The sequence below is a fragment of the Methanolobus sediminis genome (genome assembly GCF_031312595.1).
Taxonomy (GTDB): Archaea; Halobacteriota; Methanosarcinia; order Methanosarcinales; family Methanosarcinaceae; genus Methanolobus; species Methanolobus sediminis.
In genome coordinates this window covers 273,815-291,601 of sequence record NZ_CP133592.1, presented here as the reverse complement: position 1 = coordinate 291,601, position 17,787 = coordinate 273,815, and the positions used below count along the sequence as shown (strand labels likewise).

At 43.2% G+C, this 17,787-nt stretch carries 14 protein-coding genes; 10 read left to right on the top strand and 4 right to left on the bottom strand.

Annotation, left to right across the window (positions count from 1 at the left end; all coding sequences use genetic code 11):
* Window positions 1-83: 83 nt before the first annotated feature.
* Both RE474_RS01430 and gatE read right to left on the bottom strand, forming a co-directional pair.
* Entirely contained in the window at window positions 84-1,208 is a 1,125-nt protein-coding gene (locus RE474_RS01430; protein ID WP_309311213.1) for a TolB family protein, read from the bottom strand.
* A complete protein-coding gene (gene gatE / locus RE474_RS01425; RefSeq protein WP_309311212.1) occupies window positions 1,201-3,102 on the bottom strand; it encodes a Glu-tRNA(Gln) amidotransferase subunit GatE in 1,902 nt (633 codons plus the stop codon). Before gatE ends, RE474_RS01430 begins: the two co-directional genes overlap by 8 nt.
* A 322-nt stretch (window positions 3,103-3,424) precedes the next feature.
* Between gatE and RE474_RS01420 the strand changes: the two genes are divergently transcribed.
* The 7 genes from RE474_RS01420 to RE474_RS01390 all read left to right on the top strand — a co-directional run bounded on the left by RE474_RS01420 (window position 3,425) and on the right by RE474_RS01390 (window position 10,238).
* Window positions 3,425-3,967: a 4Fe-4S dicluster domain-containing protein gene (locus RE474_RS01420; RefSeq protein WP_309311211.1), complete on the top strand. Its 543-nt coding sequence runs from the start codon at window positions 3,425-3,427 to the stop codon at window positions 3,965-3,967.
* Window positions 3,964-4,866: a CoB--CoM heterodisulfide reductase subunit B gene (gene hdrB, locus RE474_RS01415; RefSeq protein WP_309311210.1), complete on the top strand. Its 903-nt coding sequence runs from the start codon at window positions 3,964-3,966 to the stop codon at window positions 4,864-4,866. Before RE474_RS01420 ends, hdrB begins: the two co-directional genes overlap by 4 nt.
* Before the next feature lie 145 nt (window positions 4,867-5,011).
* The gene (locus RE474_RS01410) at window positions 5,012-7,003 is read left to right on the top strand and encodes a 4Fe-4S binding protein (RefSeq protein ID WP_498371324.1); all 1,992 of its coding nucleotides are present in this window, start codon (window positions 5,012-5,014) and stop codon (window positions 7,001-7,003) included.
* A gap of 5 nt (window positions 7,004-7,008) precedes the next feature.
* Window positions 7,009-7,440 carry a hydrogenase iron-sulfur subunit gene (locus RE474_RS01405; RefSeq protein ID WP_309311209.1) on the top strand — a complete coding sequence of 144 codons (432 nt, stop codon included), beginning with the start codon at window positions 7,009-7,011 and terminating at the stop codon, window positions 7,438-7,440.
* Window position 7,441: 1 nt separating this feature from the next.
* Window positions 7,442-8,593: a Coenzyme F420 hydrogenase/dehydrogenase, beta subunit C-terminal domain gene (locus RE474_RS01400; protein ID WP_309311208.1), complete on the top strand. Its 1,152-nt coding sequence runs from the start codon at window positions 7,442-7,444 to the stop codon at window positions 8,591-8,593.
* On the top strand, window positions 8,590-10,050 hold the full coding sequence (locus RE474_RS01395; protein WP_309311207.1) for a molybdopterin-dependent oxidoreductase: 1,461 nt from the start codon (window positions 8,590-8,592) through the stop codon (window positions 10,048-10,050). The genes RE474_RS01400 and RE474_RS01395 overlap by 4 nt, the downstream gene beginning before the upstream one ends.
* Window positions 10,050-10,238: a hypothetical protein gene (locus RE474_RS01390; protein WP_309311206.1), complete on the top strand. Its 189-nt coding sequence runs from the start codon at window positions 10,050-10,052 to the stop codon at window positions 10,236-10,238. The genes RE474_RS01395 and RE474_RS01390 overlap by 1 nt, the downstream gene beginning before the upstream one ends.
* A gap of 93 nt (window positions 10,239-10,331) precedes the next feature.
* Here the strand turns inward: RE474_RS01390 and RE474_RS01385 are convergent, their stop codons facing one another.
* Both RE474_RS01385 and hdrA2 read right to left on the bottom strand, forming a co-directional pair.
* Window positions 10,332-11,636, bottom strand: a complete 1,305-nt coding sequence (locus RE474_RS01385; RefSeq protein ID WP_309311205.1) for a 4Fe-4S binding protein — start codon at window positions 11,634-11,636, stop codon at window positions 10,332-10,334.
* On the bottom strand, window positions 11,633-13,987 hold the full coding sequence (gene hdrA2 / locus RE474_RS01380) for a CoB-CoM heterodisulfide reductase HdrA2 (protein WP_309311204.1): 2,355 nt from the start codon (window positions 13,985-13,987) through the stop codon (window positions 11,633-11,635). Before hdrA2 ends, RE474_RS01385 begins: the two co-directional genes overlap by 4 nt.
* Window positions 13,988-14,643: 656 nt before the next feature.
* Between hdrA2 and RE474_RS01375 the strand changes: the two genes are divergently transcribed.
* The 3 genes from RE474_RS01375 (at window position 14,644) to hcp (ending at window position 17,764) form a co-directional block, all read left to right on the top strand.
* Window positions 14,644-15,060: a peptidase domain-containing protein gene (locus RE474_RS01375; protein ID WP_309311203.1), complete on the top strand. Its 417-nt coding sequence runs from the start codon at window positions 14,644-14,646 to the stop codon at window positions 15,058-15,060.
* 52 nt (window positions 15,061-15,112) lie between these two features.
* Entirely contained in the window at window positions 15,113-15,784 is a 672-nt protein-coding gene (locus tag RE474_RS01370) for a winged helix-turn-helix transcriptional regulator (protein ID WP_309311202.1), read from the top strand.
* Between the two features lie 294 nt (window positions 15,785-16,078).
* On the top strand, window positions 16,079-17,764 hold the full coding sequence (hcp, locus tag RE474_RS01365) for a hydroxylamine reductase (protein ID WP_309311201.1): 1,686 nt from the start codon (window positions 16,079-16,081) through the stop codon (window positions 17,762-17,764).
* The last annotated feature ends 23 nt before the right edge of the window (window positions 17,765-17,787 follow it).

Genomic DNA, 17,787 nt, shown 5'->3' with positions numbered 1-17,787 from the left:
TGCGAATACATGTAAGGAATAGGCTATAAGCGTTGCGATGGCATCCTTAGTTTTTAGAGAGAGTGAATGTGGATTTTTAAAGATTATGAGATCTTATACAGGAATGTACCTACTATAAGGAATACAAACAGGAATGATCCCAAAAGAACTATACCAATGAACTCTCTGGGGTTGTTTGCTGCATAGTCACGCAGTTTAAGGATATATTCATTGTTGATGACCTTTTCACTGACCTCTGGAGCATCATATTCAACTTCCTCAAGTTCAATACTATTTTCCTTTACGGTTATTACCCAGATGTTGAATTCTCCATCCTTGTTGGATGTATAAGCGATTTTAGTTCCTTCAGGATTCCATGCAGGAGCTTTCTCGTCTGAAATGTCACTGGTAAGTTTCATATGTGAACTGCCATCAGTACTTGTAATCCATAGGTCATAATCTCCGCCAATATTGGATGCATAGATAATGGAGTTTCCATCCGGGCTGTAGGACGGTTCTATATTACTATATGTATCACTTGTAAGTTGTACAGGTCTGACAGCATTAACATCAATTGAAAAAAGGTCCCCCATTGCGGAATAAACAATAGTGTTCCCGTCAGGGCTCCATGCAGGAGAGCTTTCATCACCGCTGGCATCTGTAAGTCTTTCCTTATCTGATCCGTCAGGTGACATGATCCATATGTCATAGTTACCGGATTCCCTAGAAGCATATACCAGCCTGCTTCCATCAGGACTTACAGCAGGGTTTCGGGAATCTGCAGTTTCAGTAAGTTTCACACCGTCACTGCCGTCAGTATTCATCACATGGATACTGATGTAGCGTGCGGAAAATGCCTTTTTGCTCTCGGCTGCAAAATAGATCTTTGAACCATCTTCATTAAAGACAGGTTCTCCTTCCCATGCCATGCCATCATAGAGCTTCTTCTGCCCGGAACCGTCGCTGTTCATAATCCATATTGCCTGGTTAGCAGCATACACTATTTTCTTGCCATCAGGACTCCATGAAGGATGGTTGGCATTTGTTGTATTAGTGAGTTTTACATCACTCTCTATAATAGGAGCTGCTGACGCATATGAGACAAACAATATCAAAAAAGAGAGCAGGAGAAGATTTCTAGTTATGATCTTCCTGCTTATTAATTCCCTGTTGATCAATTCCCGGGACTGAATAGTAAAAAGCGACCACATCAAATATATATTATACATTTATATATTTATTAATCTTTTGTTTTAATATTTCGCTTATGGTCTTGCCGTCGACTTTTCCTCTGACCTCGGCCATGACAACTCCCATAAGAGGCCCAACTGCAGCCATGCCTTTTTCCTTCACGAAATCCTGACGTTCGTTGATAATTGCCTCAACCATGCTTTCGACATCAGACAGGTCAATACTTCCAAGACCTAACTTCTCAGCCGCATCCTTTGCACAGAGTTCAGGCTCACATGCAAGTGCACGAAGTAAAGCATCGATTGCTTCCTTTGCTACTCCGCCATCTGCTATAAAGGTACAGACATCAATGAAGTGTTTATCTTCAAGATTATCGATCTCAACACCGTCACGTTTCAGTTCTGGCAGTGTTCCGGTAAGTGTTCTGACAACAAGTGTTGCGTTGACATTCTCATTGTCACCAAGGATTCCCATGATCTCTTCAAAGAGCGGGAGGTAGGTGGAATAAGCAATCTTCTCTGCAAGTTCCCTGTGAAGTCCGAACTCAGACTCAAAACGCTTTGCACGTTCTGTAAGCAGTTCAGGCATTTCAACGGATTCGAAGTATTCTTTTGAGATGTTGACCTGTGGAACATCGGTTTCAGGATACATCCTTGCTGCTCCCGGAAGTGGTCTGAGGTAGGAGTTATTTCCATCAGGAAGTGCCCTGCGAGTTTCCTCCGGAACGCCTTCAAGAGCTTCCTTTGCACGGATTATAACACTCTCCATAGCTCCCCATGCACGTTCCTCGCGGTCAGCCACCATTACAACAGCATCGTTCTCTTCAGCACCAACTTCAGCACGCATTGCCTGTACTTCCTCTTCGGAAACACCGTAAGCAGGAAGTTCATCCGTGTGGAATATTCCTCCAACACCTGATGTTTTTGCACGGTCTGAGAATTCTGTACCAAGACGTCTTCCCGGTTGTACTTCCCTGCCGACATATCCATCAAATCCACGAAGAAGGACTGCATAGACCTTGCCTTTCTTGATAGTCTTTTTGATGACCTTGGACTGTGTTTCCTTGAAAAGCTCGGTCACATCGAAAATAGTGTCGCATACGGATGCATTGCGCTCAAGCAGTTCATCTCTCATTGCAATGAGATTGACCTGGCGCTCGACCTCACGCTCTACAATTGTCTCTATCATATCGAGTGCCTGTACACCTTTCAGTTCTACACGCGCACCCTTTGCGATTGAAATGTTTACATCCTGACGTATGGTTCCAAGTCCACGCTTGACCTTTCCTGTGGAACGAAGCAGCATACCGATCTGCTGTGCAGTTTCCTTTGCATGCTGTGGTGAGATTATATCAGGGTCGGTTCCAATCTCAACAAGTGGGATACCAAGACGATCAAGGGAGTATATTATAGAATCTCCCTGGTCTTCGATCTTCTGGCATGCCTCTTCCTCAAGACAGAGCACGCCGACACCTACTGGTCCGACTGAAGTGTCAAGGTGTCCATCCTTTGCAAGGAAAGCTGTTCTCTGGAAACCGGATGTGTTGGAACCGTCAACCACTATTTTACGCATCATGTGTACCTGGTCAACAGGAACCATGTTCAGCAGTTTAGTGATACTCAGAGCTATCCCCAGAGCTTCCCTGTTGACCTCTGTTGGAGGTTCATCATCATTCTCTACAAGACAGGTCGTGTCGTATGCCTTATAGATATACTTACGTCTGAGCTTGGACTGTTCAAGGGCAGCCCTGTCAGTTTCTCCCATTTCACTGGCTGTTGGGCGGAGATAACGGAAGAATTCATGGTTTGATTCTTCTATGTTTCTAATCTGTGTCGGGCAATTGCAGAACAACTTACATTTTGAGTCAAGTTGCTGGTGGATTTCAAGCCCGCATTTCAGGCCAAGTTCTCTGTAATCGAATTTGTCACTCATGGATGATCTCACCAAGTTAGTTTCGCATACGTCGGTTTACACATCAAACAGCCTCAGGATGTATAAAGTTATTGTTGCAAATCCGGTTTTTTCACGTGCCGCATTCTTTGGGAAGTTAACAGCGAGAAAACCAAAATTGTCTATTTTTCAATTGAAACTAATTTGAGTATATGGTTCTTAATGACTGATTATGAGAAATAATGAAAACGACATGCGAAGCGTTTATATGTTACAATTCTATAGAAAAGCATGTTAAAATCCATGATTAATCATGATATATATGAAACAATCATGACAAATCCGAAATACACAGGGATCTAAAATGATATCCAATATAGAACGCTGCTACCAATGTGGTCAATGTACATCTGTCTGTCCGATGGGAGAACAGGAACAAACTTACAGGATCCGCAGGTTCCTCCAGATGGAAAAGCTGGGTCTTGAAAGTGAAGAGAGTATGATCACTCCATTCATATTTTACTGTACCACCTGTTATAAATGCCAGGATAACTGCCCGCAGGGTGTGAATCTTGTGGATGCAGTTCTGGCTATCAGAGAAAAGGCCGTTCATAAAGGAAAGATGCTTGAGGCCCATAAAAAAGTAGGTCAGATGCTCATAAACTACGGCCATGCTGTACCAACCAACGCAGATGCCATGGAAAAAAGAGCATTACTAGGTCTTGATGAAAGGCCACCTACAGTACAGGCTTCAATTGAAGGCCTAAGTGAGATCAAGACTCTGATGAGACTTACAGGTTTTGATAATCTCGTTGCAGAATCCAAAGTTGAGACAATCCCTGAAAATACAACAATGGTGCAACAGGCATGCTTCACCCAGCAGCAGGCAGCTGAGGAGAAAGCATGAGCAATCTGTCCCTTTTCCTTGGTTGTGTGGCACCTAACCGCTATCCTGGTATTGAGGCTGCTACAAAAAAGACCTTTTCAAAGCTTGGTATAGAGCTTGACGACCTTGAAGGCGCATCATGTTGTCCGGCTCCTGGAGTGTTCAGGTCTTTTGACAAAACAACCTGGCTGACACTTGCTTCCAGAAACATTGCTCTCTCCGAGGAAATGGACGACGATCTGCTCACAATATGTAACGGATGTTACAGCACACTGAAAGAAGCTGAAACTGAACTGAAAAAAGATTCCGGACTGAAAAAGGAAGTCAATGAAAAGCTCTTTGAAACCGGTCATGAGTTTAGGGGCAAGCACGATGTCCGCCATATAATAGAGTATCTCTATCAGGACATTGGTGTTGACGGTATCAGGGAAATGGTTTCCAATCCACTGGACCTCAGGGTTGCAGTTCACTACGGATGCCATCTTGTACAACCTTTGAAGGAAAACGATTCCGAACTTGTCACCGATCACATCACATTCTTCGATGAACTCGTGGAGGCCACAGGCGCCAGGAGTGTTGAGTACGAAGATAAGATGATGTGTTGCGGAGCCGGTGGGGGAGCAAGGGCTGCAGTTCAGGATGCAACTCTCAGGATAACTGAGAAAAAGCTCCAGAATATGACCGAAGCACAGGTGGACTGCATTGTCAATGCATGTCCGTTCTGCCATCTCCAGTTCGATACAGGACAGCAGGACATCAATAAGAATTCCTGCACAAATTATGAGATCCCGGTACTACACTACACACAGCTTCTGGGACTTGCAATGGGTTTTTCATCTGAAGAACTCGGAATTAACCTTAACAGCACAGACACTGCTGTGTTCATTCAAAGGATAAAGGAAGGCTTTGTCACGGCCTGAATTTATCCTCGATCTTCTTTACTATTACAAAACGACAAAACGGAAAAACGAAACTAAAAGCTGACAACACAAAAACGGAAAAACGTAATTTTTACTTTTATTTTTAAATGGCGATAGTCTACGCCATGAAAAAAGGGTGATGAATTTGGCTCAGAGTGAAATAAATAATGATACTAAAAACACAGATGAAATGGATGAACCAAGAATTGGTGTATTCATCTGTGAATGCGGAGTAAATATAGGAGGTGTCATTGACTGCCAGGCAGTGGCAGATTATGCAGGCACACTTCCTGATGTAATACGCTCTTCGGTTAACAAATACACCTGCAGCGACTCCGGCCAGTCCGAGATCAAGCAGGCAATTAAGGACAATAATCTCAACCGTGTGCTTGTTGCAGCATGTACACCTAAGACCCACGAACCGATATTCAGGGCCTGCGTGGAAGAAGCAGGACTTAATCCTTATCTTTTTGAGTTCGTAAATATCAGGGAACACTGCAGCTGGATACACATGCAGGAAAAGGAAGCTGCAACTGGGAAAGCATGCGAACTTGTACGCATGGGAGTTTCCAGAGCTTCAAAACTTGAACCATTGCAGTCCAATGAGGTTCCGGTAACAAACACAGCACTGGTCATCGGTGCCGGTGTTGCAGGTATGCAGTCTGCCCTTGACATCGCAGAAATGGGTTACAAGGTCTATCTTGTTGAAAAGAATCCATCAATCGGTGGAAAGATGGCACAGCTTGACAAGACCTTCCCGACCAACGACTGCAGTATCTGTATCCTTGGTCCGAAGATGGTAGAGGTTGCAAGAAACAAGAATATCGAGCTTATGACCTACTCCGAAGTAGAAGAAGTGGACGGTTATGTTGGAAACTTCAAGGTAAAGGTCAGACACAAAGCACGCTATGTTGACACTAATACATGTACAGGCTGTGGACTCTGTGTCCAGAAATGTCCTGTCGAAGTTCCGAATATAGAGTTCAACGAAGGAATCGGTACCCGCAAAGCGATCTATATCCCGTTCCCGCAGGCAGTTCCTCTCAGAGCTGTTATTGATAAGTCTGTTTGCATCGACTGTGGCGCCTGTTCCAGAGCATGCAGCAGTAATTCTATTATAATGGAACAGGAAGACACCTTCTCTGAACTTGATATTGGAGTCATAGTTGTCACAGCAGGTTTTGATGTTTATGACCCTGAGCCAACCCATGATTTCGGCTATGGACTTTATGATAATGTAATTACAGGCATGGAACTCGAACGCCTGATAAATGCCAGCGGACCTACAATGGGTAAGGTTGTCAGGCCAAGTGATGTAAAACCACCGAAGAAGGTAGGTTTTATCCAGTGTGTAGGAAGCAGGGACAAGAAACGTAACAGATATTGTTCCAGTTTCTGCTGTATGTATGCCCTCAAGGATGCCCAGCTTATCAGGGAGAAATACCCGGATTCTGAAGTTTATATCATGTACATGGACATGAGAACTCCGTTCAGGAACTACGAGGAATTCTACGACAGGGCAAGAGACATGGGAATCCGCTTCATCAGGGGTAAACCTGGAAAAGTCACAGAGAATGATGATGGTGGTGTGAAAGTCCGTGTTGAGGACACGCTTACCAACGATATCATCAACCTTGATCTTGATTTGCTGGTTCTCAGTGTCGGTGCTGTTTCAAGTGAAAGTACTGAACGCATCAGGCAGATCCTTAAAGTCAGCAGGGCAGCTGATGGTTTTCTGATGGAAGCACATCCAAAGCTCAAGCCTGTTGACACCACACTGGATGGCATTTTCATAGGCGGTGTCAGTCAGGGACCAAAGGACATCCCGTATTCAGTTTCACAGGGAAGTGCATGTGCAGCCCGTGCATCACGTTATCTGGCGCAGGGTAAGGCAATCACTGAAGGAATCACCGTTGAAGTGAATCATGACATCTGTGTTGCTTGTGGTATTTGTGTGCCAATGTGTCCTTTCCAGGCTCTTTCGATCGAGGAGGGAAAACTGAATATTATCAAGGCACTCTGCAAAGGCTGTGGAACATGTGCAGTAGCCTGTCCAACCGGTGCATTGCAGCAGAACCATTTCAGGAATGACCAGCTGCTGGCACAGGTAAAGAATGTATTCACTTTCGAGGAGTAATGAAAATGACAGAGAATAAACAATGGGAACCAAAGATAGTCGCATTCTGCTGTAACTGGTGTAGTTATGGTGGGGCTGACACTGCAGGAATGGGAAGATTTCAGCAGCCTGCCTCACTCCGTATTATTCGTGTCATGTGTTCTGGAAGAATTGACCCGTTACATGTGTTCAATGCATTCCTTGAAGGTGCTGATGCAGTTCTTGTAACAGGATGCCACCTTGGAGATTGTCACTACGTTAATGGAAATTACAAGACTCAGGTCAGGTACGATTTCATGGAAGACATGATAAAGGAACTCGGTCTTGAACCTGAAAGACTCCACCTGAGCTGGATAAGTGCCAGTGAAGGTGAAAAGTTTGCCAACTTTGTCAGGGAAGTAACTGAGCAGGTAAGAAAACTCGGGCCAAGCCCGCTCAAACCAGAAGGGGTGAACTAAAATGATAGAAGTCGGAGACAAAGTTATAGGTTATTCAACCGACCCTGGAGTTCGCAACAAGGGAGCTTCCGGTGGTCTTGTTACGGCAATTCTTGCAGCAGCTCTTGAAAAGGGACTTGTGGAAGAAGTTGTTGTTCTCAAACACATCAACGAGTACGAGGCAATACCAATAATCACCAGTGATGTTGAAGACGTACTTGCATCAGCAGGCAGTATGCACACTGTTCCTGTGAACCTTGCAAAGTATGCTGTTGGCAAGAACGTTGCCATGCCTGGAAAACCCTGTGATATCAGGGGTGTTATTGAGCAGGCAAAGCGTAACGAGGTCAATATTGACAACACATATCTTATTGGCCTGAACTGCGGAGGAACAATGTACCCTGTTCAGACCCAGGAGATGCTCATCAATATGTACGATATCGACCCCGAGGATGTCAAAGGTGAGAATATCGAGAAAGGAAATCTCATATTCAGGACAAAGTCCGGTGAGGAAAAGGGCATTTCCATTGATGAGCTTGAGGAAGCTGGATACGGTAGGCGTGTAAGCTGCCGTTACTGTGATGTCAAGATCCCTGTCAACGCTGATCTTGCATGTGGTAACTGGGGTGTTATCGGTGAGCTTTCTGGAAACGCAACCTTCTGTGAAGTAATGAACGAGAAAGGTGTCCGTCTTCTTGAGAATGCCATTGATGCAGGCTACATAGAGATAGAGCCCGCAAGTGAAAAGGCCATAGCTATCAGAGAAAAAGTGAACAATGTCATGCTTTCCATGGGTGAAAAGTGGTCAGAGAAGATATTCACTGAAATTCCTGACGGGGAACGTACCCAGTATTACATGGAACAATTTGCCGATTGTATTAACTGCGGTGCCTGTAAGGAAGTCTGTCCTGTATGTACCTGCGGTGAGGATTCAAAGTGTACAATGTATCATAATCTTGAGGATAATTACAGGATGAGCATGTTCCACATGGTTCGTCTGATGCATCTGTCTGATAGTTGTATTGGCTGTGGTCAGTGTACTGATGTCTGTCCAGTGGATATACCATTAACAACTATCTTCAGGCGTTTTGCAGACAAGTCGCAGAAAAAGTACAACTACAAGGCCGGAATGACACTTGAGAGGCCCCCATTCCTGGAGGTGATGCCAAGATGAAGGAAACAATATACCAGACTATCTGCCCAGGATGTGGTATAGGATGCGGACTTTACATCAGGAAAAATGCTGATGGTAAATTAAGTATTGATCACATGAAAAGCAGTCCTGTAAATCTGGGAAAACTTTGCAGATTTGGAATGAAGCTTCCACATTACTATGCTAAAGAGAACAATGCTGTAAATCTGGTAAATGGATCAAGTGCTGTGGCTGAAACTGCTATCAAGGCAGCAGTTGAGATATTAAAGGAAGCTGACAGCAGCAGTATTGCTCTGTTATCCGTTGGAAATACTACCAATGAAGAACAGATGGCATTTACAAAGCTGGCTGCTACATTAGAGACTATTGTTCAGACTGGTGTAAGTTCAGAGTGTCTGAATGTTCCTATGGCATCACTTGTTGAGATTGAAAATGCAAAAAGAATCGTGCTTTTCATTGACCCTTACGTCCAGTATCCTCTTATTGTCAGAAGACTACTTGCAGCTAAGAAAAATGGTGCAAGTATAGTGGCTGTTGGAACACAACCATTAAACCTGGCTGATGAAACTCTTGATTTGAAACCAGAGAACCATGATGAACTGAAACTCGACAGCGAGTCATTGATAATTGCAGATATCCATCCAAATTCAGATATAATGCTGGCAAAGAGCCTTCTTGCTCTTGCTCAGAAGACCTATGCAAAGATTCAGTTCATGAGACCTTTCATGAACAGTTTTGGAACTGGACTTTCAGGAGACCAGGAAAGTAAGAAGGTAGGTCTTGCAGAACTGCTTGAGGATATTGAGCTTGGAAATATCAGGACACTTGTAGTTTTGGATAGCGATCCAATCGAACTTATGCCTGATAATGAAGCTGCTGTTGAATCATTGAAGAAGCTCAATAACCTGATCGTTATCAGTTCAAGAAGCAGCCCAATTACTGAATTTGCGAACGTTGTGATTGCCAGTGAACCTGTTTACAGTAAAGCCGGTACTTTCCTTAATACTGAAGGAAAACTTCTGGAGAACAGCGGTGCAGGAAAAGCCGGTGTGGATGCACTTTCATTGCTTAATGCTGGTATCGGTGGAAAAGCTTTCACTTATGATGAGATGAACTATCTTGTGCTCAAAGCAATTGAAGCTCAGAAAGAAAAAAGGTCAGTTGTTACTGAATGTTCAGTTTCTGTAGATGGTGTTTCTTCACCTGAAATTCCAGAAGGCATGTACGAGTTAAAGTATCTCTATAATCCTTTCATGTGGTTTGACCAGCAGGATGACAATGATTTTGTTCTCCTTAACAGGAACACAGTCAGGAAACTCGGCCTGAAGAAAGGTGGATGTGTAAATCTGAAGAGTAACAGAGGCGAGCTTAAGATGAGATTCAGAGTGGAAGCACTTCCGAACGGTCTTGTGCTTACAGCAAAGAAACTTCCTGTAGCTAGAGGAACATCAACTATCGTATCAATGGAGGGATGCTAATGCCAGAACTTGACAGCGAACAGCAGAAACAGTTCATTGAGGAAATGATGACAAAGAACGAACTCAAGGGAGCTTCCAAGAAGAGGCTCATAAGGTTCCTTGCTGAAAAATACCAGTGGGATCAGCAGAGAGTTCAGTTCAAACTTAAAAGGGCAACACTTGCAGAAAGGTATGCTCAATCACATTAAAAAATGACTGAAAATAGATGAAAGCTGAGAAGTCGTTCAATTCTTGCTTTCTTTAATTTCAGTTAGTTTTTGACCAAATGATCCGTGAAAAGTTCAGTTCAACCTCTTTTTAATTTCATTACTGACCTTTTCAGGATCCTCCTTTTCGATCATCATTCGCAGTTTTACATTATCAAGCAATGGCTTTGCCTTTTCTATACGCTCTTTTGCAAGCTTTAGCAGTGAACCATCAACCTGTGGTAGTTCAACTTCAACGTGTTCCTTGTGTGCTTCAGGCTCAACATCAAGGGTTCTGGAAACATCAGGATGTTTTCTCTTTCCGGTAATCATGGAGTCTATTGCATCATTCCACTGTTCTGCCCACGGAGAATCAGTGACAGGTGTGTGATTCACCTTTGTTCTGGAAACTGTCATGACATCTTTGGGACATGCATTGACACATGCACCACAATAAGTACAGTAGTCAGACTTTGCTGCTATCTTTGCTCCTTCTTCCGGTACATACCATAAATGAGAAGGGCAGACATTAAAACACCCATGACAGCCCTGTGGGTCACACTTGTCAACGTTAACTTCAATCAGACTTAGCTCGCCTTCGAATTGCTTTTTAATATCCACAGCGTCATAAGGACAGACAACCTGACACCAGGTGCAGCGTGTACATTTATCGTCATCTACTGTAACGTTCCCTTCGATCTCAGGAGCTTCGCCTCGTTTCTCACCTTTGACCTTGATGGCATCTTCAGGACATAGATCCTGGCAGAGCACACAGTAATCACATTTTTCCTCGTCAACCAGGAGCATATCAAATGGTTGCGGGTCAGTTGGAGTTTTCTCCTTTTCAATAAGAAGGAATGCTTCACAGAGTTCAGCGCAGAGTCCGCAGAAATTACATTTCTCGGTATCGATCTCAATCTCGCCTTCTGCACCGTCCTTAAATGGTGCAATCTCTTCTTTCTTCGGGAAAGTGAATTCTACTTCAATGGCTTCCTCAGGACATGCAGCCTTGCAGAGTGCGCATGGAAGGCATTTCTCGTTCATCCTTACATATGAATCGAATGTAGGGAACTCTTCCTTCTCAGGAAGTTCACCTTCTTCTGTCATTTTGAAAGCATGAACCGGACAGAAATTGGCACACATGGAACAGAATGTGCATTTCTCAAGGTCCATCATCACAGGTGGTGCATCCAGGCCAGTGGATATTTCCTGTATAGGGCCAAGTTCCAGGGCTTTGGTCGGGCAGATATCTACACAAATTCCACAGCCAACACATCTTTTGTAATCAAAATCAAGGAACTTAATGGATTTGCTGCTTATCTGACGGTAGATGAAATGTGAGCCATCCATATCCATGTCTTTCTCAACACAGAGTGAATTCTCCCTGCACTCTTCGGTCATTGTTCAGCCTCCTTAAGTTCAGAACCTATAGGGCCGATCTTCTTCAGGTAATCAACAAAGCCTTCGATGGAATTTGCAAACCTTTCGCCTTCGGAAGCTGATATCCATTCAACACTGAGACGTCCAGGGTCTATTCCGACATCTGCAAGGACTTCTTTTAAAGCTTCCATCCTTTGTTTTGCATTATAATTTGCGAAAATATAGTGGCACTCTCCAAGACGACAGCCTGCGACTAGCACTCCGTCTGCACCATGTTCCAGTGCTTCGAGAACAAAAGAAGGGTCAACACGTCCTGCACACATGACGCGGATTACGCGGATGTTGGTCGGGTACTGTATCCTTGAAGTTCCTGCAAGGTCAGCACATGTGTAACTGCACCAGTTGCAGAGGAAAGCAACTATTAGTGGTGATTCTGATTTGACTTCTGTTGCAGCATGTATTTGGGCCATTATCTGTGCATCGGTGCTGTTACGCATCCATATGGCATCAGCAGGACACGATGCACTGCAAGCTCCGCATCCCATGCATGAGAGTTCGTCAACCACTGCTTTGCGGTCGATCATTGTGATCTTATTGAATTTACAGACATCGACACAAATTCCACATCCAATACATTTGTCAGGATTCACGTGGGCACTGAGTGGGTCCATTTCAAGCTCACCCTTTGAAAGCAACTGCATTGCTTTGGCTGCTGCTCCACTTCCCTGTGCAATGGAAACCTGTATCTCTTTAGGACCGGATGCGCATCCTGCTATGTATATTCCTTTTACGTGTGAATCCACCGGTCTCATTTTCGGGTGAGCGATGGAGAAGAAACGGTCTGTACGTCTTGTAAGATTCAATACCCTTGAAATCTTGTCAGCATCTTTGACGTTCTCCATTCCGGTTGCAAGGACAACAAGGTCTGTTGGTTCTTCGAACAGTTCGCTGCTTAATGTGTCCTCATATCTAAGTTTCAGTTTGCCATCAGAATCCTTAAGAATTTCTCCGACTTTTCCACGGACGAAATTTATTCCCATTTCCTGGCTGCGTATGTAGTATTCCTCGTACATCTCACCGGATGCACGGACATCAATGTAATGGATTGTAATATCAACATCAGGGTATCTTTCCTTGAGCAGCTGGGCATTTTTCATGCTCGACATGCAGCATACCCTTGAACAGTATGGATTTCCAACCTGTTCATCCCTTGAACCTACACACTGGATAAAGGATACTTTTTCAGGAACCGTGAGTGTTGAAGGTGAAAGTACCCTGCCTTTTGTGGGCCCGGCAGCGTTTAGCAGGCGTTCCAGTTCCATATTGGTAATTACATCAGGGTAGATTCCGTAACCATATTCCGGCTTCCTGCTTGCATCGAAATGACTGTAGCCGGTTGAAAGTATGATCGCTCCCACAGTGAATTCGAGTTTTTCCTCTTTCTGGTGGTAGTTAATAGCATCGGCAGGACATGCCAGTTTGCATAGTCCGCATCCTACGCAGTATTCATTGTCAATATAAACTACCTGAGGAACTGCCTGTGGAATTGGCATGTTGATTGCTTTTGTTTTTCCAAGACCTGAATCAAATCGGTTTGGAACTTCTACAGGACATACACGTCCGCATTCATCCACACAGCCTTTGCATTTATCTTCGTCAACATATCTTGGTTTTCTGGTTACCGTTACGTTAAAATTTCCAACAGGGCCGCTTACTTCGGTAACTTCTGCAAGTGTTATGAGATCAATGTTCGGGTGCTGGTTCACATCTGTCATCTTTGGTGCCAGTACACAGATAGAACAGTCATTGGTTGGAAAAACCTCATTGAGCAGTGCCATCTTTCCGCCGATGGTGGGTTCTTTCTCAACCATTATTACATGATGACCGGAATTTGCAAGTGTGAGTGCGGCTTCAATTCCAGCAACGCCTCCACCAATCACCATTACATCTTTTCTGACAGGAACTTTTTTTAGCTGTAACGGGTCAAGTAGTTTGAGCCTGGCAATACCCATTCGGATGAGGTCGAATGCCTTCTGGGTTGCCATCTGCGGATTATCCATGTGGACCCAGGAGCACTGCTCACGGATATTGACCATTTCCAGCATAAATGGATTGAGACCTGCTTTTTCAAGCACTCTCTTAAAAGTCTGCTCATGCAGGTGAGGGGAACAGGCTGCAACAAGTATGTGATTAAGATCAAGGTCGGTTATGTCCTGGACAATGGAGTCCTGTCCCGAATCGGAACACATGAACTGTATGTTCTTGACCACCGCAACATCATTTAGTTCACTGACCTTATCTCTGAGTGATTCTACGTTGATGGTGTGTGCGATATTCAGTCCGCAATGGCAGATATAAACTCCGATTCGCATATTGTTGGCTCCCTATAGAGTGAGATGATGGTCTGGATAAAGATATAGTTTTGCATGATTTTCACTATAGCAATAACATCAGCAATTGATTATTTTTGATAATTAGCTGAAAAATGTCTTGACCATATAAATCAGTTTGAACAATGGCCATAATGGTTATATTATAAACATTCCTGTTATTAACTGTTTTACCTTCCTGTGCATATGTGCGGGAAACAACTGGGAATTGGGGATTAATATTATCCTCTTCCCTCCTAGTTGTCTGTTTTTGCTTTCAACTTAAATTCTGAATGTGCAAGTTACCCGGATTTACATTTATTATAAGCGAATATTAACTGTAAGTTATTGTGAAATTACCGATAGGTTTGGTTATTCAAAATTTTTCAGTTTAAACGATGGCCATAATGGTTTTATTATAATTATGACTTCTTTGAATTGTTTGTACCCAACCAGCACAAACCTGCACGGAAATTGAGGGATGTGCGGAGGACATTTTTATGTCCTCTCACTCTCTCATTCCACCTAACAACTACTACTCCGCAATAAACTTCCTTCTTAAAGTTACTTTTTTTTAGTTTAAACCATGGCTAGAAAAGTTATATAGTACTATTTTTCATCTTTTTGAATAACTAGTGAAAGCTAGTAGGAGTACAAACATGAAAAGAATAGCAATAGCATTTCTAGTATTCTTGCTCTGCGTTTCCGTCGCAAGTGCAAGCTCATCCGAAACAGCAATAGATGCAGTATCATCCGGGTCTGATAGTGGTATTGGCATATTATCCGTAAGCTACACAATTACTCAGGGCCAGACAAATTGGCACTACAAACCAATTACTAGTAGTGTTCAAAGTTTCAATGTTGACTTGAATTGGGGTGATAAGACAGATTCATTGAAACTTTACATATACGATCCAAGTTACAATTTAATTGGTTATTATTATGACTCTGCAGATGGAAAAAGAGATGGACGCATCAATATAGATGTAGTTGATAATTCTGGAATTGAACAGGGAACTTGGACTTGTCGTGTATATGGTTATTCCGTTAGTGGGACAGAAGATTATTCTATTTAAAGTACATAGATTATGTATGTATAAATTATCATACATATTTCTTATTCTTTTTTTGGTTGTAGTTGTACCTTCTGCCGGGGAACCTTATGTTCAACCACATGGTTCAACATTTGATTCACAGAAAGATACAACTGGTTTCCAAGGGACATATCATTTCTGGGATCTTCCATTATATTTTAAAATCATAGCAGTCGGAGCTATCATCCTCGGCCTCGGTTGGAAACTCATCGCTCTTCTTACAGCGTGGGCTAAAAAAGACCCCAATAATGAGAATCGTCAGAAGATACTCCAGTTCATTGAGGATAATCCCGGTAGTACAGTAAATATAATAGAGAGTGATCTTGGCATCAAGCGTGGGACTGTACGGTATCATGTGAGCAATCTCAAGGATGCAGGCAAGATCCTTATGTTCAGGAACGGGAACTATGTGAGCCTGTTCAGGAATGAAAGTGCCCTGTGGAACAAGAACCACAGACGTATCGAACCACATTTGCCAGGTTCAACATGCAAGAAAGTATGCCGCATGATATATGAGCAACCTGGAATTACCAATATGGAGCTTTGCGAAAAACTCGGTCTTTCCAAGGGTGCAGTGAGTTCGCATATCAGGACACTTGAGGATATAGATTGCCTTGAAGTGGAAACAAGTGGTAAGTTTAAGAACTACTTTTTAAGGGAAGGTTATCATCCTGATGAGTTGCCGCTGTTTGAAAGGATACGGTGAAAAACTGGGTTCGCAGGTTGGATATTCTTATTATCTCGTATTTTGCATACGCCTGTTTTATACAAGATAAATTTATAAAGCTCAAGCTCCAACTTCATATGGGTATATGTATGGGAATGAAGAGTGACATCTGGGTCTGGAACGCAATTTTTACTAGTTACAATGTTTTGCCTCACTAGGTTTATGAGAGTATTTCGTATGCAGTATCCAATTGGAAACTGTCCTTCTTATATGCAAGTATCCACAATATACTGGTATCGAAAAGATACCTATATAGGAAGCATGGTGAATAAAATGTTCTGCTATCAATGTGAAGAAACTATGAATGGTACTGGCTGTACAAAGAACGGTGTATGTGGAAAAAAAGGAGAAGTTGCTGACCTTCAGGATAATCTGATTTATGTCCTGAAAAGTATAGCATTCTATAACTCTAAAGCAAGGGCAAACAGCCTCAATGATGCAAAGACCGATGAGTTCATTCTTGACGGATTGTTTGCAACTATAACTAATACTAATTTCAGTGAGGATGACATTAAAAGGCTTATCAACGAAGGCTTTGAGATCAAGGATGGTATCAAAAAGAGGCTACTTGATGAAAAAGTCATTACAGAAAAGTCAGTTTCATCTTTCCCACAGTGGATAAAGGAGAAACTTCTGGGTGCTGCTCCAAATGCTGGTGAGGATCTGCCTGTAATGGCAAAGGTCACTCCTGCTACACTTGCTAATATCAACACTGGAATTCTTGCCACAGAAAATGAGGATATTCGCTCCCTCAGGGAACTTCTGATGTATGGTCTCAAAGGAATGGCTGCTTATGCTCACCATGCAAATGTCCTTGGATACAAGGATGACAACATAATGGCATTTATTGAAAAAGCACTCCTTGCTACAATGGATGACCACCTGGGTGTTGATGAACTCGTTCCAATGGTACTTGAATGTGGTTCAGTTGGTGTTACAACGCTTGCCCTGCTTGACAAGGCAAACACCACAACCTATGGAAACCCAGAACCAACAGCAGTTAACATTGGTGTAGGTAGCAATCCTGGAATTCTTATAAGTGGCCACGATCTGCACGATCTGGAACAACTCCTTGAGCAGACAAAAGGTACAGGTGTTGATGTTTACACTCACGGTGAAATGCTTCCTGCAAACTCCTATCCAGCTTTCAAGAAATATGATAACTTCGTAGGAAATTACGGTGGTTCATGGTGGAGACAAAAGGAAGAGTTCGAAAAGTTCAACGGTCCTATATTTATGACAACCAACTGTATCGTGCCTCCTAAGGACACATATATCGACAGGATATATACCACCGGAATTGTTGGCTTTGACGGTGTCACTCATATTAACGCTGGTGAGGATGGAGGTAAGGATTTCTCTGCTATCATTGAACAGGCAAAGACATGCCAGCCACCGCAGCAGCTTGAAGAAGGTACTATCATGGGCGGCTTTGGTCACGTATCAGCACTTTCTGTTGCCGACAAGATAATTGAGGCTGTAAAAGGTGGACAGATCAAGAAGTTTGTTGTAATGGCAGGTTGTGACGGAAGACACAAGGAGAGAAGCTACTACACAGACTTTGCAGAAGCTCTGCCTGATGACACCGTGATCCTTACAGCAGGATGTGCAAAATACCGCTACAATAAACTTGATCTGGGGGATATCGGTGGAATTCCAAGGGTTATTGATGCAGGTCAGTGTAATGATTCATATTCACTTGTCGTTATTGCACAGGCTCTTGCCAAAGCATTTGGTGTTGAGGATATCAACGATCTGCCGGTAGCATACAATATTGCCTGGTATGAGCAGAAAGCATGCCTTGTTCTGCTTGCACTGCTGAGCCTTGGTGTTAAGAACATCATGCTTGGTCCGAAACTCCCGGCATTTGTCTCACCAAATGTCCTGAATGTGCTTGTTGAGAACTTCAACATCATGCCAAACACCACAGTAGATGAGGATCTCAAGACCCTCATTTAAATATTTCATAGCAGTTCTCAGGA